Genomic DNA, 20,216 nt, shown 5'->3' on the forward strand with positions numbered 1-20,216 from the left:
CATTTGGGTGAAGCCGGGCGGCTGCCGGTAGCGTCGGACGGGTGTTAGCCGAGCTTGCGATCGTCCCGAGTGCGCCCCTTCTGGTGCCCCGATTGTCAGGTCCGGACGCGGTCGAGGCGACCGATGTCCGGACCGCCGCACTTCTGGCGTGCCGGTCGCTGGGAGAGGCGGCCGATCGGTGGATCGTGCTCGGTGTCGACGGCCCCACCAGGCGTTTGTCCGCCTACGGGAGTGAGGTACCGGTCTCCGCGTCACCCGCCGCCGACGACCTCGCCGCCCCGCTGCCGATGCTCCTCGCGTGCTGGATGCGGGGCGAGAGCGCCCCCGCGGCCACGCTGGAGCCGATGATGTCCGCGAGCGACACGTCGCCCGAGGACGCGGCGGCGGCGGGCCGCGCCCTGGCCGCCGCCCTCGCCGCCGATCCCTCCCCGGTCGGGGTGCTCGTCGTCGCCGACGGCGCCACCGCGTTGACGCCGTCGGCACCGGGCGGCGGCGACCGCGACAGTGCGCACCGCCTGCAGAAGACGATCGACGATGCGATCGGTGCGGGCGACGTCGCCGCCCTCGCCCGACTCGATCCCGCCGCCTGCGACGCCGAGGGCGTCGGCGGTCGCGTCCCACTGCAGGTCCTCGCCGGACTCGTCGATTCCGGAGCGGTCGCCGGGCGCCCGCGCGTGGACGTCCGCTACGCCGGCGCGCCCTTCGGCGTCGGATACACCGTGGCGACCGTCCGTCCCGCCGGGATCGACCGATGATCGTCCCGGTGGCCGTCATCGGTCCCACCGCCAGCGGGAAGTCGGCGCTCGCACTCGACCTCGCCCAGCGGCTCGGCGGCGAGATCGTGAACGTCGACGCGATGGCGCAGTACCGCGGAATGGACATCGGCACGGCCAAGCCGCCGGTCGCCGAACGGCGGGGTGTCGAACACCACCTGTTCGACGTCCTGGACGTCACCGACACGGCGACCGTCGCCGGATACAAGGCCGCCGCCACCGCCGTGATCGACGATCTCCTGGCGGCGGGGACGACCCCGATCATCGTCGGCGGCTCGATGATGTACGTCCAGGGGCTCCTGGACGACTGGGAGTTCCCGGCCACCGATCCGGATGTGCGCGCCCGTTACGAGGCGCGACTCGACGAGATCGGCGCCCCCGCGCTGCACGCGCACCTGGCCGTCGTCGACCCGGCCGCGGCGCGGACGATCCTGGACACCGACGGCCGACGGATCGTCCGTGCCCTGGAGGTCGTGGAGATCACCGGCCGACCGTTCGCCGCGTCCGCGCCGACGATCGGCGAGCCCCGATGGGGGACGACGATCATCGGCATCGACCGCGAGCGGTCCGAACTCGACGAGCGGGTACGCACCCGTACGGCGGCGATGTTCCGCGACGGCCTCGTCGCGGAGGTCGACGCGCTGTGCGGGATCGGTCTGCGGCAGGGCCGCACCGCATCGCAGGCCATCGGCTACAGCCAGGTCCTGGCCCACCTCGACGGCGAATACGACCTCGAGACCGCCCAGGAGCGGACCTATATCGGCACGCGCCAGTACGTGCGACGGCAGCGATCCTGGTTCCGCCGCGACCACCGCGTCGTCTGGTTCGACGCCGCCTCGCCGACCCTGGAAGCGGACGTACTGCCCACCGTGGAGTTGGCGCCGAACGCTCGGCGCGCCGATGGGTAAAATCACCGGCATGACTGCTGCGCCCACGCTCGCGTTCGTCAAAGGCCACGGAACCCAGAACGACTTCGTCGTCCTCGAGGACCCCGCCGTCGAGATCGACCTCACGGTCGAGCTCGTGGCGGCCCTCTGCGACCGCCCGCGCGGCATCGGCGCCGACGGTGTCCTGCGCGTCGCGACGGCCGGTGCGCTCCTGGCCGCGGGCGTCATCGGCGAACTGCCCGACGGAGTCGGCGCCGACGACTGGTTCATGGACTACCGCAACGCCGACGGCTCGATCGCCGAGATGTGCGGAAACGGCGTCCGGGTCTTCGCGCACTACCTCCGTGCCGCCGGCCTCGTCGACGGGGACGCGTTCCCCGTCGGATCGCGTGCTGGGTCGCGGAGCGTCGTCGTGCACGCCGTCGACGACACGGCCGCGGATGTGAGCGTCGCGATGGGCCGTGTCCGGTTCGACGGACCCGGTGGGGTCGGCGTGGCCGGACTGCGTCTGACGGGGGAGCGCGTGGACGTCGGGAACCCCCATCTGGCATGCGTGGTGGCCGACCTGACTCCGGCGGGACTGGCCGACCTCGACCTGACGACCGGCGTCGACCTCGATGCGCGGGAGTTCCCGCACGGGGCCAACGTGGAGATCCTGACTCCGCTCGAACCGGCGACCGACGGACTCGACTTCACCGCTCACATGCGGGTGTTCGAACGCGGAGTCGGCGAGACCCGGTCGTGCGGCACCGGACTCGTCGCGGCCGCATCGGCCGGACTGCGCGCGATGGGCCGAGATCAGGGAGTCGTCGGGATCACCGTTCCCGGCGGCGCCGTCGTCGTGACCGTCGCCGACGACGCCGCCGTTCTGCGGGGGCCGTCGCGCCTGGTGGCCCGCGGTCGGCTCCTGCCGGAGTGGACCGCCGGGTAAATAGGGATGCGGTTCGGGATGAACACCGGGCACAATGGTGTTCTGTATGACTGACATGACACGAATCGACATCCCCGAACGGCCCGACTCCGCGGCCGCGACGATCCTCGACACTCTTCCGACCACTGGCGAACTCGCACTGGACGATCGCGCGTCCCTGCGACGCGTCGCCGGACTCTCCACCGAACTCGAAGACGTCACCGAGGTCGAGAACCGCCAGCTCCGGCTGGAACGGGTCGTCCTGGTGGGCGTGTGGACCACGGGAACGGTCGCCGCCGCGCAGGCGAGCATGGCCGAACTCGCCGCGCTCGCCGAGACCGCGGGATCGCAGGTCCTCGAAGCGCTCATCCAACGTCGGGCCAAACCCGACCCGGCGACCTACCTCGGCTCGGGCAAGGCCCTGGAACTGCGCGAGGTGGTCCTGGCCACCGGCGCCGACACCGTGATCTGCGACGGCGAACTCACACCGTCGCAGCTCAACGCGCTGGAGAAGGTCGTCAAGGTGAAGGTGGTCGACCGCACCTGGCTCATCCTGGACATCTTCGCCCAGCACGCCACTTCTCGCGAGGGCAAGGCACAGGTGTCACTGGCCCAGATGGACTACATGCTTCCGCGTCTGCGCGGTTGGGGCGAGTCCATGTCCCGGCAGGCCGGTGGACGCGCGGGGAGCAACGGCGGCGTGGGTCTGCGCGGTCCCGGCGAGACCAAGATCGAGACCGATCGCCGTCGCATCCGTGAACGGATGGCCAAACTCCGCAAGGAGATCCGCGGGATGAAGACGGCGCGCACGGTCAAGCGGGCGGCCCGCCGCCGCGGCGGGGTGCCCGCGCTGACCGTCGTCGGGTACACCAACGCGGGCAAGTCGAGTCTGGTGAACGCCATGACCGGATCGGGCGTTCTCGTGCAGGACGCTCTGTTCGCGACCCTGGATCCGACGACGCGTCGCGCCGAGCTCGCCGACGGCCACGAGGTCGTCTTCACCGACACCGTCGGCTTCGTCCGGCACCTCCCGACTCAGCTCGTCGAGGCCTTCCGGTCCACCCTGGAGGAGGCGGTGGAGGCCGATCTGCTCATCCACGTCGTCGACGGCGCCGACGCCTTCCCCGACTTGCAGATCTCCACCGTGCGCTCGGTGCTGCGCGACGTCCTCGACGAGGACCGGCTGCCCGCGCCCCCCGAACTGCTCGTCATCAACAAGGTCGACGCGATCGACGACGTCCGGATGACCATGCTGCGCGCCGAGTTCCCCGACGCCGTCTTCGTGTCCGCGCGGACCGGGGAGGGCCTCACAGAGCTGTTCGCAGCGGTGACCGAGTTCGTCCAGCGCGACGACGTCGAAGTGGACCTGCAGATCCCGTTCTCCCGCGGCGAGGTGATCTCCCGACTGCATCAGCACGCGCACATCGTCTCGACCGACCACAACGAGGAAGGCACCCGCGTACATGTGCGGATGCCTTCGTCGTTGGCCGGCGAGTACGCCGAGCTGGTGGTCTGAGTCCCGCTCGGCGGACGCGTTATTCGGCGTCGAGGTCGCGGGCGACCATGGCGGCGATCTGGTCGACGGCGGCCTGATCGTCGCCGCTGACGGTGATGGAGGCGCCCTTCTCGGCGCCGAGTGTCATGATCATCAGCGCGCTGCCCGCATCGACGGGGTCGCCCCCGTCGGCGGCCAGGGTGACCGGGGTTCCGAGCGCGGTCGCCGCCTCGGCGATCAGGGTGGCGGGGCGGGCGTGCAGGCCGACGGCCGAGCCGACGGTCACGGTGGTGCTGGGCATGGGTGGTGCCTTTCTGCTGTTTCTTCGAACTTCTACGGGTCGATTTCGGTCACGCGGACACTGCGTCGGGAGTCTGTCTCGGGGCGCCGGCCTTGATCTGCTTGGTGACGATCACGCCGACCGCCGCGACCACCATGCCAACGACAATAGCGATCAGGAACTTCCACCACGTCCCGTTCATCGCGAACATGACGAACACGCCGCCGTGCGGGGCCCGCAGCTGCACGCTCATGGCCATCGTCAACGCTCCGGTCACCGCCCCGCCGAGCATCATCGGCGGGATCACCCGGAACGGGTCGGCGGCCGCGAACGGGATGGCGCCCTCGGAGATGAACGACGCGCCCAGGAGCCAGGCGGCCTTGCCGTTCTCGCGTTCGGGCTCGGTGAACAGGCTCGGGCGCAGGACGGTCGCCAATGCGAGAGCGAGCGGAGGAACCATGCCCGCCGCCATCACCGCCGCCATGAACTCCCATTGGCCGATGCTCGCACCGGCGGTGCCGAGACCGGCGACGCCGACCGCGTAGGCGGCCTTGTTGACCGGTCCGCCGAGGTCGAAGCACATCATCAGGCCGATCACGATGCCCAGCACGATCTTCGAGGTGCCCGACATGGAGTTGAGGGCGTCCTCGAGCTCGGTGTTGACCCACGACAGCGGCCGCGCGAGCAGCATGAACATGACGACGCCGGTCACCAGGGTGGCGATCAACGGGATGATGACCACCGGTTGGAGCCCGCGCGCCCACTGGGGCAGCGGGATTCGGGAGATCCACAGGGCGATGACACCGGCGATCAGACCGCCGACGATGCCGCCGATGAAGCCGCCGCCCACCGTCACCGCGATCACGCCCGCGGTGAAGCCAGGCGCCAGACCGGGCCGATCGGCGATCGCGTACGCGATGTAGCCGGCCAGCACCGCGACCATCAGGCCCATCGCCGTGTTGCCGATGGCGAAGCACACGCCGCCGATGTACTGGGCCAGGCCGCCGGCCGGGAGATTCCACAGACTGTTGTTCAGCGCGACGTACGCGCCGTCGGACATGTCCGGCGACAGGTTGCTGCTGCCGATCTCGTAGCCCGCGATGAGGAAGCCGAGGGCCATGAGCAGACCGCCCGCCGCCACGAACGGGATCATGTAGCTGACACCGGTCAGCAGCGCCTGCTTGAGGCGACCGCCGATGCCGACACCGTTCGCGGCCTCGTCGGCGGACGACTCGCCGTCGCCCGCGGCGACGGTGCGCGCGTGCGGGTCGGTGGATACGGCGACCGCTTCGGCGATCATCGCGTCGGGTTCGTTGATACCGCGTTTGACGCCGGATTCGACGACCGGTTTACCCGCGAAGCGGTCGCGTCCCTTCACCCCCACATCGGTGGCGAAGATCACCGCGTCGGCGTCGGCGATCTGCCGCGCGGTGAACGGCGTGGTGCCGCTGGATCCCTGCGTCTCGACGGCGAACTCGACGTCGGCGCGTTCGGCGGCGAGTTTGAGGGCGTCGGCGGCCATGTAGGTGTGGGCGATGCCGGTGGGGCAGGCGGTGATCGCCAGTACCGAGGTGCGCGACGGGGCGTCCGCGGCGTCGGTCGCGGTGTCGACGGTCGCGGTCGCGGGCTCCGGAGTGGCGGCCGCGGGCTCCGGAGCGGGGGTCGGTGCGGGCCGGGGAGCGACCGCCTCGGTGACCAGGTCGACGATGGTGTCGGCGTCGGGGGCTTTGCGCAGGCTCTGAACGAACTCGGGGCGCACCAGTGCGCGCGCCAGGGCGCTGAGCACCTTCATGTGTTCACTGCCCGCACCGGCGGGGGCCGCGATGAGGAACACGATGTCGGCCGGGCCGTCCGGCGCGCCGAAGTCGACCGGATTCGACAGTCGTGCCATGGCCAGGGTCGCGACGGTGACCGATTCGGCGCGTGCGTGCGGGATCGCGATGCCGCCGGGCAGGCCCGTCGGCGAGCTGGCCTCCCGCGCGAGGGCGCCGTCGATCAGATCGGCGGGATCGGTGGACCGACCCGCCTGGCCAACCAGGCCGGCCAGGCGGCGGACCACCGCGTCGGTGTCGGCGCCGGCATCGGCGTCGAGCAGCACCAGCGACGGTGTGATGATGGGTTCGGACATGGCCTCTACCTCTGGTTGTCGGGGCGGATTCTAGGAGAGTCGGGTGACGGTGACGCCTGCCTCGTCGAGCAGGTCGGGAGTCGGGGGAGTGGTACCGGGCAGCGCGGCGGCGGCCGAGCCGTACGCGACGGCGTGGCGGAGCCGGTCGGCGGGCGCGAACCGTCGCCGGTCGGCGATCAGATAGCCGGCCAGCGATGAGTCGCCGGCGCCGACGGTGCTCCGCACGCGGATCGTCGGCGCCGTCGCGAACCAGACGCCGTCGCCTGTGGCCAACAGTGCTCCGGCGCCGCCGAGGGTGGTCAGCACGGCCCCGCTCGTCGAGGCGGCCAGGGCGGCCGATGCGTCGGCGGCCGCGGACGGATCGCCGTGTGCGGCGGCCGTTTCGAGTGCGCCCGCGTCGGCGCCGGTGAGTTCGGCGAGTTCCTCGGAGTTGGGCTTCAGGAGGCCTGGCCGGGCGGCGGCCGCGCGGGCCAGCGCCGGGCCGGAGGTGTCGACGGCGACCCGGACATCGGTGTCGCGAAGGCGTTCGACGAGGTCGCCGTACCAGTCTTCGGGAAGTCCGGGCGGCAGTGACCCGCACAGGGCCAACCAGTCCGCGCCCGCGGCGAGTTCGACGACGGTGCGGGTCAGTGCGGCCGCCTCGGCCGCGTCGAGACCGGCGCCCGGCGCGTTGATCTTGGTGGTGACCCCGCTCGGGTCGGCCACGGTCAGATTGACGCGGACGTCGCAGGCAACGTCGACGGCCGCGCGGTGCAGGCCGACGTCGTCGAGATGGCGTACGAACGGGTCGTCGGGGCGCGCGGGCACGACGGCGAGCGCGTCCACACCCACCGCGGAGACGACGCGGGCCACATTGACGCCCTTGCCGCCGGGCTGATCGCCCACCGACCGGGTGCGGTGGACCGCGCCCGGGTGCAGGGGCCCGTCGAGCTCGATCGTGCGATCGATGCTCGGGTTGGCGGTGACGGTCAGGATCATGCGATGACCACCTCGATGTCGTGGGCGGAGAGGGTGGAGGCGAAGGCGCTGTCGATGCCGTCGTCGGTGACGAGGACGTCGATGTCGTCGAGCGAACCGAAGCTGACGAGCTCCTGACGGTTGAGCTTGGACGAGTCGGCCAGGACCACGACCAGATCGCAGGCGGCGATCATCGCGCGTTTGACCGCGGCCTCGTCGGGGTCGGGTGTGGAGACGCCGTGGGCCGCGGTGAGTCCGTTGGCACCGATGAATCCGACGCTCAAGTGCAGGCGGCGCAACGCCTCGACGGTGTCCGCGCCGACCGCGGACTGGGTCTTGGGGCGGAGACGTCCGCCCAGGAGCACCGCACTCGAGCGGGACAGGTGTGTGAACGATGCCGCGATCGGCAGGCTGTTGGTGACCAATTGGTGCCGGGCGTCGCCGCTCATCGCGTTCGCCGCCTGGAACGTCGTGGTTCCCGCATCGAAGAGGACGGCACCGCCGTCCGGCGGGAGGAACCGCTGGGCGGCGGCGCCGATGGCGGCCTTCTGCGGGCGACACGATGTCTCGCGGACACTCAGATCCGGCTCGTCGACCACCGCGGCGACGTCGAGTCGGACGGCGCCGCCGTGGACTCGGACCAGGCTGCCCGCCCGCTGGAGGGCGGCGAGGTCGCGTCGAACCGTCTCACCGGTGACGTCGAAGCGGTCGGCCAACTCGGTGACCGACACCCGGCCGCGTTCGCGGACCTGGGCGGCGATCGCCTGTTGGCGTTCTTCGGCGTACATCACGAACCTTTCCGAGTCATGGACGATGGGTGTTGATTTAGCTGTGAATGATTGGATTCCATCTTTATTTAGCCCCGTATCGCTTGTATAGTCAAGGCTTTCTTGTAACCTCACTCACATGACGCAGAGCGACACCTCTTCCACCGCCTCCGCCACCAATCCGTTCGACGCCTCGGTCGTCGTCGCCGGCACCCCGGTCGTCGGTGGACTCGCCTACGGTCCGGTGATCCGGGTGGGCGACCGTCCGCGGATCGACACCGCGGCGCCGGACCTGGCCGAGGACGAGCGGGAGGAGCAGAAGGACGCGTTCACGCGTGCGGCCGAGGCGGTCGGCGCGCGACTGGCCGATCGCGCGTCCCACAGCACGGGGGTGTCCGCCGAGGTGCTCACCGCCACCGCGGGCCTCGCACGCGACCGCGGATGGATCTCCACCGCGGCGGGCCTCATCGACGCGGGCACACCGGCGCCGGCGGCCGCCGCGGCCGCCACCGAGAAGTTCGTCGAGATGTTCACCAAGCTCGGCGGTCTCATGGCCGAACGCGTCACCGACCTGCGAGACGTGCGCGACCGGGTGATCGCCGAACTCCTCGGGCTGCCCGAGCCGGGGATACCCACGCCGGACGTTCCGTCGATCCTCTGCGCCGACGATCTCGCTCCCGCCGATACCGCCGGCCTGGATCCCGACCTCGTCGTCGGCCTGGCGATGCGATTGGGCGGCCCGAGCAGCCATACGGCGATCATCGCGCGCCAACTCGGCATCCCGTGCGTCGTCGCGGCGGCGGACCTCGATCAGATCGTGTCGGGTGCGATGGGCTATGTGGACGGGACGACCGGTGAGGTCGGGTCCGATCCGGACGCGGCGTTGATCGAAGCCGCCGTCGCCCGGGCCCGCGATCAGGCCGCGGCCGCGGCGGCGTGGCGCGGTCCGGGAGTCACCGCGGACGGGCATCCGGTCGCGATCCTGGCCAACGTCGCGGACGGCGTCTCGGCGCGTACGGCCTCCTCGGCGCCCGTCGAAGGCGTCGGCCTGTTCCGGACCGAACTGGCGTTCCTGGATCGGGCCACCGAGCCCACCGTCGAGGAGCAGACCGCGCTCTACCGCGAGGTGATCGACGCGTTCGCGGGACAGAAGGTCGTCATCCGCACTCTCGACGCGGGATCGGACAAGCCGCTGCGGTTCGTCGAGACCGAGGAGGAACCGAATCCGGCGATGGGCGTGCGTGGAAACCGCACCGCCGTCGCGCATCCGGAGATCCGCCGCGGCCAACTCGACGCGCTCGCCGCGGCCGCGGAAGGGGTGGCGTCCGTGCCGTGGGTCATGGCGCCGATGATCGCCACGGTCGACGAGGCGCGTGAGTTCGCGGAGCAGGTGCGCTCACGCGGTCTGGTACCGGGTGTGATGGTCGAGGTGCCGTCGGCGGCGGTTCTGGCCGATGCGATCCTCGCCGAGGTCGACTTCGTCTCGATCGGCACCAACGATCTGACGCAGTACACGATGGCCGCCGATCGGATGTCCCCCGAGCTGGCGTCGCTGACCGATCCCTGGCAGCCCGCCGTGCTGTCCCTCATCGGCATGGTCGGCGCGGCGGGCGAACGGGCGGGCAAGAACGTCGGCGTGTGCGGTGAGGCGGCGGCAGACCCGCTCCTGGCGTGCGTGCTGGTGGGTCTGGGCGTGCGATCGCTCTCGTCGGCCCCCGCCGCGTCGCCGGCCGTCGGGCTCAAGTTGAGCGCCGTGAGCATGGCTCAGTGTCGCGACGCCGCCCGGGCAGCCTCGACCGCGACGAGTGCGATCGCCGCCCGCGAGGCCGCCCGAGCAGTGATCGGCTAGGGCGTGTCTCCTTTATCTGCGTAGCCAGGTCAGGATTGCGCTGAGGACGGCCCCGGCCCGGTAGGTGATCGCGAGTTTGTCGTAGCGAGTGGCCAGACCGCGCCACTGTTTGATGTAGGCGAACGAACGCTCGACGACGTTGCGGTTCTTGTAGGCGGTGGCATTGAAGGCCGGTGGTCGTCCGCCCTTGCTTCCACGCCGACCACGGGCTGCGATCGTGTCCTGCTTCTCCGGGATCGCCGCGCAGATTCCGCGCCGCCGCAGATAGCCGCGGGTGACGCCGGAGGCGTAGGCGCGGTCGGCGATGACCGTGTCCGGCCGGGTCCGCGGCCTTCCCGGGCCGTGGCGGGGAACGTAAATGTCTTCCAGTACGGCCGGGAGCATGACGCCGTCGTTACGCTGGCCGCCGGTGATCACCACGGCCAGCGGCCGACCGTTGCCGTCGACGGCGTGATGGATCTTCGTGGTCAGTCCTCCACGGGATCGGCCGATGCCGTGACCTGCTGGTTCAATCTCCTCGAAGGGGAGATTCTTGTAATTCGAGGATGCCCCCTGTGTCCTGCTCGGGTCGGGTCGTGTTCGTCGCGTGCTGGTGTGCACGGTTGATCGTGCCGTCGATCGAGACGCTCCAGTCGATGTCCCCGTCGGCGTCAGCGTCGGCAAGGACATGCGCCAGGATCAGGTCCCAGGTTCCATCGGCCGCGTAGCGGCGGTGTCGCTTCCACACCGTCTGCCATGGACCGAACTGATCACGCGGCAGATCCCGCCACGGAATCCCGGCTCGGTACCGATAGGCGATGCCTTCCACAACACGCCTGTTGTCGGCGAACGGACGCGCTTGCTTGCCGGCATTAGACGGCAGCAATGGTTCGATCAGATCCCACTCATCGTCTGTGAACACCTGAAAACGCGATCTCGTGGTTCCCACGAAAGCAGCATGCCGCGCAACGGCGCCCAGACTTGGGAGACACGCCCTAGCAGTGATCGGCCAGGTGCGATCGGCCAGGGCGGCCGGGCGCGCACTCAGATGCGGCGCATCACGGTGACCACTTTGCCGAGGATCGCGGCGTCGTCGCCGGGAATCGGATCGAAGTGTTCGTTGTGCGGCATCAGCCACACGTGTCCGTCCCGACGCTTGAACGTCTTGACGGTGGCCTCGCCGTCGATCATCGCGGCGACGATGTCGCCGTTCTCGGCGACGTTCTGCTGACGCACCACCACCCAGTCGCCGTCGCAGATGGCGGCGTCGACCATCGACTCGCCGACCACGCGGAGCATGAAGAGCGATCCGTCGCCGACGAGTTCCTTGGGCATCGGGAAGACGTCCTCGACCGCCTGCTCGGCCAGGATCGGACCACCCGCGGCGATGCGACCGAGCACCGGGACGAACGTCGGCCTCGGCAGCGACTCCGACGAGTCGTCGGCAGGAGGGGTGCGGTTGTCGTCGCGCACGTTGACCGCCCGGGGGCGATGCGGATCGCGCTTGAGCAGTCCGCGACGCTCGAGCGTGCGGAGCTGGTGCGCCACCGACGATGTGGAGGTGAGGCCGACGGCCTCACCGATCTCTCGGATGCTGGGCGGGTAGCCGCGTTCGCGGACCGACTTGCGAATGACCTCGAGCACCTCCCGCTGGCGCTGCGTCAGGGACGCCTCCAGGGTCGAGGTCGAGAGCAGGGGGTCGGGCTCGTCAGTCATCGTCGGTCCTTCCTCATTGCGCGGTGATCATTCGAACATCGCGATTGGCTCTGCCCCGACACTAGTCGAACAGATCACAGATTTCAAACAATTGTTCGACGTGTTGCTGACATTGTCGGACCCATGGTGTTAACTATCGAACAAGAGTTCTTCGAACAGACGATCGATGAGGAGCATCCGATGAGTCAGGCACTGATCTCGCGCACCGACGAGCAGTACGTCCGCGCTCCCAAGCGCATCCGTGAGAGCACTATGACCTGCGACGTTCCGGTCGTCCGGCTGCGGCCTGTCGCATCGGCCGACACGGTGCGGGCGGGCGAGCGATGCCGACCGACGGGACGGCCGCCGCGTCGAACGGGCGACCCCGCGAGCCGCCGCGGCGAGCAGCCGAAGCAGTGGGAGCCGCGCGCTCGGAGTGCCGTGTCCGCGGAGACGTTCGAACATTCGGCGAGGGCGGTGGCGCCGAGTCGGCATTCGAACATCGACCCGGCGATCCGGCGTCGACGAACGATCGGCGCGCTCGGGGTGGGTGCCGTGCTCGCCGGTGCCGTCTGGCTGGTCGCCGTCGTCGGTTCGAACGTCGAGGACGCGGCCACGCCCTCGACGCCGGGCAGCACCCAGGTGGTTCATGTGCGGACCGGGGAGTCGCTCTCGGACGTCGCGCAGCGGATCGCGCCGACGCTTCCCGTCGCGGGCGTCGTGGAGCAGCTGCGCGAACTGAATCACCTCGACACCGCGGGCCTGCGGGTCAGTCAGCCGCTCGTGGCGCCTGCGTACCGCTAGTCGGGCGCACGTGTGAGTCCCCATGCGGGCGGCGGGTATTCTCGTGACATGCGCTGCCCGTTCTGCAAGAACGACGACACACGAGTGGTGGACTCCCGCGTCGGAGACGACGGCATGGCGATCCGCCGCCGTCGATCGTGCGCGGAGTGCGGTCGCCGATTCAGCACCGTCGAGACCGCGGTCCTCTCCGTCCTGAAACGCAACGGCGTGTCTGAGCCGTTCAGTCGCGAGAAGGTCATGAAGGGTGTTCGCCGTGCCTGCCAGGGAAGGCATGTCAACGAGGACGAACTCGCGAAGCTCGCGTCGCAGGTCGAGGACGCGGTTCGCGGGTCGGGTTCGGCGGAGATCCCCAGCAACGAGGTGGGACTGGCGATCCTGCGACCGCTCCGTGATCTCGACGAGGTCGCCTACCTGCGGTTCGCGTCGGTCTACAAGTCGTTCGAGTCCGCGGACGACTTCCAACACGAGATCGACGAGCTGCGCAATCGCGTGTGAGGGTCGCCGATCGACGGCGTCAGAAGCCGTCGATCGCCTTGCGGACCCGCTTCTCCGAGACCGGCCCGTCCGTGCCGAGCTGCTGGGCGAAGAGACTGACGCGCAACTCCTCCAGCTGCCACTGCACCATCTCGTTCAGCGCGTCGTGGCGAGACTCCGGCACCTGCGCGAGCCGCTGATTCCATGCGGCCACCAGCCGATCGATCACGGCCGTGCCCGCGTTGTCCCGGGACGCGGACGCCGGCAGGGCGTCCAGGCGCAGACGTGCGGCCTCCAGGTAGCGGGGAAGTGCGCGTAGGCGAGGTCCGGGCGTGACGCCGACGAAACCGTCGAAGACAAGATTCGCGATCTGATCGGCCACGTCGTCGGCGGCGAGGGTGCCCACGTGTCGATCGACGGCGCGTCGGACCTGCGCGTACTCGGCGAAGGCGTCGACCGCGGCCATGAAGTAGTCGGGTGCGGCGGACCTGACGGTGGGCGCGAGCCGGGCCGAGAGAGCGTCGAAGTCGGCCGCCGATCGAATGCGTGCGACGGCGGTGTCGCCGGCGAGGACGTCGATCACGGCTCGTCGTGTGCAGTCGGCGAGGAGGGCGTCGACGTCGCGATACGGGCTCTGGCTCAACGCGAGCTTGTGCGCGGGCGCCAACGAGGAGGCCAGACGTCGACTCGGCGGTGCGACGGTGCTGCTGAGGAGTTCGCGGACTCCGGCGACGATTCCGGCATCGCGCGCCGCGGGGGTCGACACGTCGACGATGCGGACACCCCGGCCGGGTGTCACCGCGAGTGTCGGATACCGGGTGACCTGCTGCCCGGCCAGGGTCTGAACACGGTGGTCGGCGAGAGTGCCGATTCCGTCCGCCGACCAGGATGAGAACATCTCACCCCCGGTCGTCCGCGCGGTCGGCGAGCCGCCGGTGAACTGGTCCCGAAGGTCTCCGAGCCGGTCCGACCGTGCTATGACCGCGCCCTCCGGATCGGTCACCGCATAGTGCATCCGCAGATGCGCGGGTAGGTTCTCAGGTCGGAAGTCTCTGGGGCCCAGGGAGATACGAGTGATCGACGAGAGTTCACGAGCCAACGCCGGGAGCAGGGCCTCCGCCCGCGGCGACAGCGACTCCAGAGCGAGATCGGCGTATCGGGCGGCGGGCGACATCGACTTGCGGAGCCCCTTCGGGAGCGACTTGATGAGCGCGGTGACGAGTTCGGTCCGCATGCCGGGGACCAGCCAGTCGAATCCGCCGTCGTGGACGTGGTCGAGCAGGGCGCGCGGGACGACGACGGTCACTCCGTCATCGGGCGCCCCCGGTGAGAAGTGGTAGCGCAGTTCCAGACGTGTCTCGCCCTGCCGCCACGCCGACGGGAACTCCGAGGCCTGGGGCGTGTCGTCGGCAGCGAACATGTCCGGCGTCAGATCGAGCAGTGTCGGATCGGTGCGGCCGGCCTTCTTCCACCACGAATCGAAATGGCGGGCCGAGACGACCGTCGCCGGGATCCGGGCGTCATAGAACTCGAACAGCTCCGTGTCGCTCATCCCGACATCGCGCCGTCGCGCACGATGCTCGAGGTCTTCGACCTCCTTGAGGAGATCGGCGTTGTGCGCGGCGAACGCGTGGCGGGTGCGCCAGCGGCCGCCGACGAGAGCCTCGGTGATGAAGATCTCGCGCGCGGTTTTCGGGTCGATCGAGCCGTAGTGCACGCGGCGCTGGGCGACGAGCGGTACACCGTAGAGGGTGACGCGCTCGTAGGCCATCACGGCACCGCGACGCGTGGACCAGTGCGGTTCGCTGTAGGTGCGGGTGACGAGGTCGGCGGCGGCCTGCTCGACCCACTCCGGATCGATGGCGGCGACGGTGTGCGCGAAGAGTCGGGACGTCTCCATCAGCTCGGCGGCGACGACGAACGCGGGCGGCTTCGACGACAGGAACGACCCGGGGAAGATCGTGAACTTGGTTCCTCGTGTGCCGAGGAACTCCCGGGTGTCGCCCTGGCGGGCGCCGACGTTCGTGAGGAGCCCGGTCAGGACCGACTTGTGGACGGCGGTCGCGTCGGCCTCGGTGTCGGGGATCTGCCATTTCAGGTCGCGTACGGTGCGTTTGAGCTGGCGGTGCAGGTCCCACCACTCGCGTACTCGCAGGTAGTGGATGAATTCGCGTTCGCACTGGCGACGGAACTGGTTGCCGGACAGCTCGTCGCGGCGCTCCTGCAGGTACGACCAGAGTTTGAGATAGCCCATGAACTCCGATCCGGGCACCGCGTGACGGCGGTGCGCGGTCTGCGCGGCCTCGCGTCTGTCGGAGGGAAACTCGCGGACGTCGGGCAGCGCGAGAGCGGCGGCGATCACGAGAACGTGGTCGAGACATCCGTTCTCGTGTCCGGCCACCAGCATGCGCCCGAGGCGGGGATCCACGGGCAGACGCGCCAGCGTGGTGCCGACCTTGGTCAGCCGGGCCACCGCGGAGTCGGTGTCGGTGACCGCGCCGAGCTCGGACAGCAGTGCCATGCCGTCGCGGACGGCGCGCGCCTCGGGCGGTTGCACGAACGGGAAGTCGGCGATGTCGCCGAGTCGCAGGGACAGCATCGACAGGATGACCGCGGCGAGGTTGCTGCGCAGGATCTCCGGATCGGTGTACTCGGGGCGGGCGTCGAAGTCGTCCTCGGCGTAGAGGCGGATGCAGACGCCGGGCGCCACGCGACCGCAGCGGCCGGCGCGCTGCCGCGCGCTGGCCTGCGAGACCTTCTCGATCGGCAGACGCGTCACCTTGGTCCGCGTCGAGTACCGCGAGATACGCGCCGTGCCCGCGTCGATCACATAACGGATGCCGGGCACCGTCAGCGAGGTCTCGGCGACGTTGGTGGCGAGCACGATGCGTCGGCCGTTCGACGGCGCGAACACCCGATGCTGTTCGGCGACGGACAGGCGAGCGTACAGGGGCACGATCTCGGCGCTCTGACGCTTCCGGCCGAGGGCTTCCGCGGTCTCGCGGATGTCGCGTTCGGTGGGCAGGAACACCAGGACGTCACCGGCCCCGCCCGACCAGAGCTCGCCGACCGCCGCGTCGATGGCCGCGATCTGGTCGAGGTCGGCGTGGTCCTCGTCGTCGGCGGCCAGGGGGCGATACCGCACCTCGACCGGATACGTCCGTCCGGACACCTCGAGGATCGGCACCTCGTCGTCCGGCCCGGCGAAATGGCGGGCGAACCGGTCCGGCTCGATGGTGGCCGAGGTGATGACGACCTTGAGGTCGCGGCGCCTGGGCAGCAGCTGTTTGAGGTAGCCGAGCAGGAAGTCGATGTTGAGGCTGCGCTCGTGGGCCTCGTCGATGATGATCGTGTCATAGCCGCGCAGCAGCGGATCGGTGGTGATCTCGCGGAGCAGGATGCCGTCGGTCATCACTTTGATCTGCGTCGAGCGCGAGCTCTTGTCCGAGAAGCGCACCTGGTAGCCGACGGCGTCGCCGATCTCGGTGCCGAGCTCGTCGGCGATACGGGTGGCGACCGACGTCGCGGCGATGCGGCGCGGCTGAGTGTGGCCGATGGCGGTCCGGCCGAGTTCGAGACAGATCTTGGGGAGCTGGGTGGTCTTACCCGATCCGGTCTCGCCCGCGATGACGACCACCTGGTGGTCGGCGATGGCGGCGGCGATCTCCTCGCGGCACGCGCTGACGGGGAGCTCCGGCGGATAGGTGATGGTCAGAGGCGACGACATGATGTCGTCAGTCTACGGCTGCGGCACAACCGAGTCGCATGAGCGATGCCCGGACGACTGATCGCATCCCACGTGCTGCGGTGGTCGATGGGCCGATGACGAACCCGGTGGCTGCCGCGGCAGGTGTTGCTCAGCCGCGCGGAGAGTGATTCGCTTGTCGACATGAGTGCGGAGCAGCGGATCGTGACGGCGAGGCGAGTGGTGGCGGCCTCCTCGGCGACAGTCTTCGAGCTGATCGCCGATCCGGCGCGCCAGCCGGAGTGGGACGGGAACGACAATCTCGCCGCCGCCGAGCCGGGGCAGCGAGTGCAGGCGGTCGGCGACACGTTCGACACCGTGCTCACGGTGGGCGCCGTGCGCCGCAATCACGTCGTCGAGTTCGACGAGGGGCGGCTGATCGCCTGGCGCCCTTCTGAAGTCGGTCAGGATCCGCCCGGGCACCTGTGGCGGTGGGAGATCGAACCGACCGGCGACGGGGCCGTGGTGACGCACACCTACGACTGGACCGAACTGCGCGATGAGCAGCGAGAAGTGCGGGCGCGGGCGACGACGTCGGACAAGCTCATGGCGTCGATCGACCGGCTCGCCGAACTCGCCCGGTCACACGCCTGACCGATAGGCTCACATTTCTCGGTGCCACCGAGCACGAGCGGCCGTCGGCGTGCGATATTTGGTCTATGGGATCTCTTTGGCACGGCTTTGCAGACATGGGTGCGGTCACGGCGAGCGGCCCGTTCGTCATCACGCGCGGCGACGGCACCCGAATCTTCGACGACAAGGGCGGCGAGTACATCGACGCCACCGCTGGACTGTGGTTCACCAACATCGGCCACGGCCGCACCGAGGTGGCCGAAGCGGTCGCCAAGCAGCTGTCGACGATCGCGCACTACTCGAACTTCGGCGACTTCGCCTCGGACGTGACGCTCGAGCTCGCCGAGCGCGTGGCGGGCATGGCACCGGTGGCCGGCTCCAAGGTGCTGTTCACCCTCGGCGGCTCCGACTCGGTCGACAGCGCGTTCAAGCTGGCCCGTCGCTACTGGGTGGAGCAGGGCAAGCCGGATAAGAAGATCGTCGTCGGTCGCACCAAGGCGTATCACGGCATGCATGCCGCGGGCACCTCGCTGGCGGGCATTCCGGCGAACGCCGAGGGGTACGGCCAGATCCTGCCGGACACCGAGACCGTCGACTGGGACGACGCGAAGAGCCTGCTCGGTCTGATCGAACGAGTCGGCGCGGACAACATCGCCGCGTTCTTCGTCGAGCCGATCATCGGTGCGGGCGGCGTGTATCTGCCGCCGGAGGGTTATCTGCGCGAGGTCCGCGAGATCTGCCGCGACCACGACGTCCTGTTCGTCGCCGACGAGGTCGTCACCGGCTTCGGCCGCATCGGCGCAGGGCAGTGGTTCGCGTCGGCGCGATTCGATCTGCAGCCCGACATGATGACCACCGCCAAGGGCCTCACCAGCGGCTACGTGCCGATGGGCGCGCTCATCGTCGCACCGAACGTCGCCGAGCCGTTCTTCGCCGGCGGCACCTGGTTCCGTCACGGCTACACCTACGGCGGCCACAACGCGTCGGCCGCGGCCGCGCTGGCCAACCTGGACATCATCGAGCGCGAGAACCTGCTCGACGGCGCCGACCGCCTCGAATCAGATCTGGCGCAGGCGTTCTCGCCACTGGCCGAGTTGGACGCCGTCGCCGAGGTCCGCACCGGTCTGGGCGCCGTCACGGCGGTGCAGCTCGCCGACCCGAGCAAGGCGATGGCCGCGATCGGCAAGCTCCGCGAGCACGGCGTGTCCTCGCGTGCCGCGGGCCAGGGCGCGTTGCAGATCTCGCCCGCGTTCGTCATGACGACCGAGGAGGTCGGCGAGATGGCCGACCGATTCACGAAGGCTCTGAACGAGCTGTAGGTTCCGCGTTAAATCCGTTGCGGGCCGTCTCCGCCCCGGCGTAGCGTTTGTCTCGTCAAGGGAAAGGAGGTGGTCCGAACAATGATCTCTCATCGGACTATGGAGGTGGCCGTCGCCTGACTGACTGACTGAGATCCATCAGCCAGTCGGCGGTCGCCGACCCCCGAAGAGGACGGACCCCGTGTTCGCGCGAACGTCGCGCGGCACGGGGTCCGTTTCGTTTCGTTCCGCGACCGCAGAGGCATCGGCTCGGCCGAACCGGGTCGCACGCCCCTCGCCCCGGATGCGATTCGCGCCCCGCCGGACGACTGGCGGGGCGCGAATCTGTTACTGGTACAGCGGTGCTCAGGCGAGAGCTTCGGCGGCGGTGATCGCCTGGCCGACACCGGCGACGACCGACGCGACCTTGAGCGTCTCGAAGACGGCCTCGCGGTCGACGCCCGCTTCGCGGACGACGTTCTCGTGCGCGCCGACGCAGTGGTGGCAGCCGTTGACCGCCGAGACGGCCAGCGACCACAGCTCGAAGTCGGCCTTCTCCACACCCGGGTTGCCGATGATGTTCATCCGCAGGCCCGGACGCAGGTCGTCGTACTTCCCGTCGAGGAAGCTGCGACCGCGGTAGAAGACGTTGTTCATGCCCATGATCGACGCGGCGCCGAGAGCGGCGTTGTACGCCTCGGCCGAGAGGGTGTCGGCGGCCTCGTCGGCGATCTCCTTGAGGACGGTCGCGTTGCGGGTGGCTGCGGCGGTGGCCAGCAGTGCACCCCACAGCTGCTGCTCGTTCAGCGCGGTGGTGCGGCTGATCGAACCGAGGTTCAGCTTGAGGTCCTTGGCGTACTCCGGTAGAGCGGCCTTCAGGTTGTCGATGCTCACGGACGTGCTCCTTCTACGTGCGAAATGGACGGGCTCGATGCCTGTGATCAGGCCGACATCAGTTCTGCGGCGTTGATGGTCGGGTCGCCCTTGCGCCAGTTGCACGCGCACAGCTCGTCCGACTGCAGAGCATCGAGGACACGCAGGACCTCGTCGACGTTGCGGCCGACCGAACCGGCAGTGACCGAGACGAACTGGACCTCGTTGTTCGGGTCGACGATGAACGTGGCGCGATCGGCGACACCGTCGGCGTTCAGGACACCGGTCGCCTCGACGAGCTCGCGCTTGAGGTCCGAGAGCATCGGGAACGGCAGGGTCTTGAGCTCGTCGTGCTGTGCACGCCACTGGAAGTGGACGAACTCGTTGTCGACCGATGCGCCCAGGACCTGTGCGTCGCGGTCGGCGAACTCGTCGTTCAGCTTGCCGAAGGCGGCGATCTCGGTCGGGCACACGAAGGTGAAGTCCTTGGGCCAGAAGAAGACGATGCGCCACTTGCCCGCGTAGTCGTCGGAGGTGACCGTGGTGAAGTAGTCGTCCGGCTGCTGCGCATCGACCTTGGACAGGTCGCCGCCGATGACTGCGGTCAGATTGTAGGCCGGGAACTGGTCGCCGATGGTCAGCAGTGCCATGACACGTACTCCTCAAATCGATTGGAATGGGGGAGAAGCGATTTCGCTCTCCGCGGAGCCGGGGTCACCGTGCTCCGTC

The 20,216-nt window shown here is 69.4% G+C and carries 17 protein-coding genes and 1 pseudogene; 9 read left to right on the forward strand and 9 right to left on the reverse strand.

Translation table 11 applies throughout. The features are described from left to right. The first annotated feature begins 41 nt into the window (after positions 1-41). The 4 genes from BKA16_RS13490 to hflX are packed head-to-tail and all read left to right on the forward strand — an operon-like array spanning position 42 to position 4,086. Positions 42-755 carry a class III extradiol ring-cleavage dioxygenase family protein gene (locus tag BKA16_RS13490; protein ID WP_183371130.1) on the forward strand — a complete coding sequence of 238 codons (714 nt, stop codon included), beginning with the start codon at positions 42-44 and terminating at the stop codon, positions 753-755. Beyond that, entirely contained in the window at positions 752-1,681 is a 930-nt protein-coding gene (gene miaA / locus BKA16_RS13495; RefSeq protein ID WP_183371131.1) for a tRNA (adenosine(37)-N6)-dimethylallyltransferase MiaA, read from the forward strand. The genes BKA16_RS13490 and miaA overlap by 4 nt, the downstream gene beginning before the upstream one ends. A gap of 10 nt (positions 1,682-1,691) precedes the next feature. Then, the gene (gene dapF, locus BKA16_RS13500; protein ID WP_183371132.1) at positions 1,692-2,591 is read left to right on the forward strand and encodes a diaminopimelate epimerase; all 900 of its coding nucleotides are present in this window, start codon (positions 1,692-1,694) and stop codon (positions 2,589-2,591) included. Between the two features lie 55 nt (positions 2,592-2,646). Continuing rightward, positions 2,647-4,086 (forward strand): GTPase HflX, encoded by a 1,440-nt coding sequence (gene hflX / locus BKA16_RS13505; RefSeq protein WP_387996491.1) that lies wholly within the window; start codon positions 2,647-2,649, stop codon positions 4,084-4,086. Positions 4,087-4,105: 19 nt separating this feature from the next. Here hflX and BKA16_RS13510 read toward each other — a convergent pair whose 3' ends face one another. Genes BKA16_RS13510 through BKA16_RS13525 form a run of 4 tightly spaced genes read right to left on the reverse strand, consistent with a single transcriptional unit; the run spans position 4,106 to position 8,218 of the window. Further along, a complete protein-coding gene (locus tag BKA16_RS13510; RefSeq protein ID WP_183371134.1) occupies positions 4,106-4,366 on the reverse strand; it encodes an HPr family phosphocarrier protein in 261 nt (86 codons plus the stop codon). Between the two features lie 49 nt (positions 4,367-4,415). After that, positions 4,416-6,473: a PTS fructose transporter subunit IIABC gene (locus BKA16_RS13515; RefSeq protein WP_183371135.1), complete on the reverse strand. Its 2,058-nt coding sequence runs from the start codon at positions 6,471-6,473 to the stop codon at positions 4,416-4,418. A 30-nt stretch (positions 6,474-6,503) separates the two neighbouring features. After that, the gene (locus BKA16_RS13520; RefSeq protein WP_183371136.1) at positions 6,504-7,451 is read right to left on the reverse strand and encodes a hexose kinase; all 948 of its coding nucleotides are present in this window, start codon (positions 7,449-7,451) and stop codon (positions 6,504-6,506) included. Further along, entirely contained in the window at positions 7,448-8,218 is a 771-nt protein-coding gene (locus tag BKA16_RS13525; protein WP_183371137.1) for a DeoR/GlpR family DNA-binding transcription regulator, read from the reverse strand. Before BKA16_RS13525 ends, BKA16_RS13520 begins: the two co-directional genes overlap by 4 nt. A gap of 118 nt (positions 8,219-8,336) precedes the next feature. Between BKA16_RS13525 and BKA16_RS13530 the strand changes: the two genes are divergently transcribed. After that, positions 8,337-10,046, forward strand: a complete 1,710-nt coding sequence (locus BKA16_RS13530; RefSeq protein ID WP_183371138.1) for a phosphoenolpyruvate--protein phosphotransferase — start codon at positions 8,337-8,339, stop codon at positions 10,044-10,046. A gap of 12 nt (positions 10,047-10,058) precedes the next feature. Here the strand turns inward: BKA16_RS13530 and BKA16_RS13535 are convergent. Both BKA16_RS13535 and lexA read right to left on the reverse strand, forming a co-directional pair. After that, positions 10,059-10,974: pseudogene (locus BKA16_RS13535) on the reverse strand (IS5 family transposase). A 95-nt stretch (positions 10,975-11,069) separates the two neighbouring features. Next, positions 11,070-11,741: a transcriptional repressor LexA gene (gene lexA, locus BKA16_RS13540; protein ID WP_183371139.1), complete on the reverse strand. Its 672-nt coding sequence runs from the start codon at positions 11,739-11,741 to the stop codon at positions 11,070-11,072. Positions 11,742-11,864: 123 nt separating this feature from the next. On the opposite strand from lexA, the gene BKA16_RS13545 reads away from it, so the two are divergent. Both BKA16_RS13545 and nrdR read left to right on the forward strand, forming a co-directional pair. Further along, on the forward strand, positions 11,865-12,524 hold the full coding sequence (locus BKA16_RS13545) for a LysM peptidoglycan-binding domain-containing protein (protein ID WP_246371769.1): 660 nt from the start codon (positions 11,865-11,867) through the stop codon (positions 12,522-12,524). Between the two features lie 48 nt (positions 12,525-12,572). Next, positions 12,573-13,019 (forward strand): transcriptional regulator NrdR, encoded by a 447-nt coding sequence (gene nrdR, locus BKA16_RS13550; RefSeq protein ID WP_183371140.1) that lies wholly within the window; start codon positions 12,573-12,575, stop codon positions 13,017-13,019. 19 nt (positions 13,020-13,038) lie between these two features. Here the strand turns inward: nrdR and hrpA are convergent, their stop codons facing one another. Then, complete coding sequence (gene hrpA, locus BKA16_RS13555) at positions 13,039-16,725, reverse strand: ATP-dependent RNA helicase HrpA (RefSeq protein ID WP_183371141.1); 3,687 nt, start codon at positions 16,723-16,725, stop codon at positions 13,039-13,041. Positions 16,726-16,887: 162 nt separating this feature from the next. Here hrpA and BKA16_RS13560 point away from each other — a divergent pair, with 162 nt between their 5' ends. Both BKA16_RS13560 and BKA16_RS13565 read left to right on the forward strand, forming a co-directional pair. After that, complete coding sequence (locus BKA16_RS13560; protein WP_183371142.1) at positions 16,888-17,337, forward strand: SRPBCC family protein; 450 nt, start codon at positions 16,888-16,890, stop codon at positions 17,335-17,337. A gap of 65 nt (positions 17,338-17,402) precedes the next feature. Continuing rightward, on the forward strand, positions 17,403-18,635 hold the full coding sequence (locus BKA16_RS13565) for an aminotransferase family protein (RefSeq protein WP_183371143.1): 1,233 nt from the start codon (positions 17,403-17,405) through the stop codon (positions 18,633-18,635). Positions 18,636-18,980: 345 nt separating this feature from the next. On the opposite strand, the gene ahpD is transcribed toward BKA16_RS13565, so the two are convergent. Then, a complete protein-coding gene (ahpD, locus tag BKA16_RS13570) occupies positions 18,981-19,508 on the reverse strand; it encodes an alkylhydroperoxidase, AhpD family (RefSeq protein ID WP_183371144.1) in 528 nt (175 codons plus the stop codon). Between the two features lie 47 nt (positions 19,509-19,555). Then, entirely contained in the window at positions 19,556-20,137 is a 582-nt protein-coding gene (locus tag BKA16_RS13575) for a peroxiredoxin (protein ID WP_183371145.1), read from the reverse strand. Positions 20,138-20,216 lie beyond the last annotated feature (79 nt).

Origin of the sequence: Gordonia humi (assembly GCF_014197435.1) — a bacterium.
Lineage (GTDB): Bacteria > Actinomycetota > Actinomycetes > Mycobacteriales > Mycobacteriaceae > Gordonia > Gordonia humi.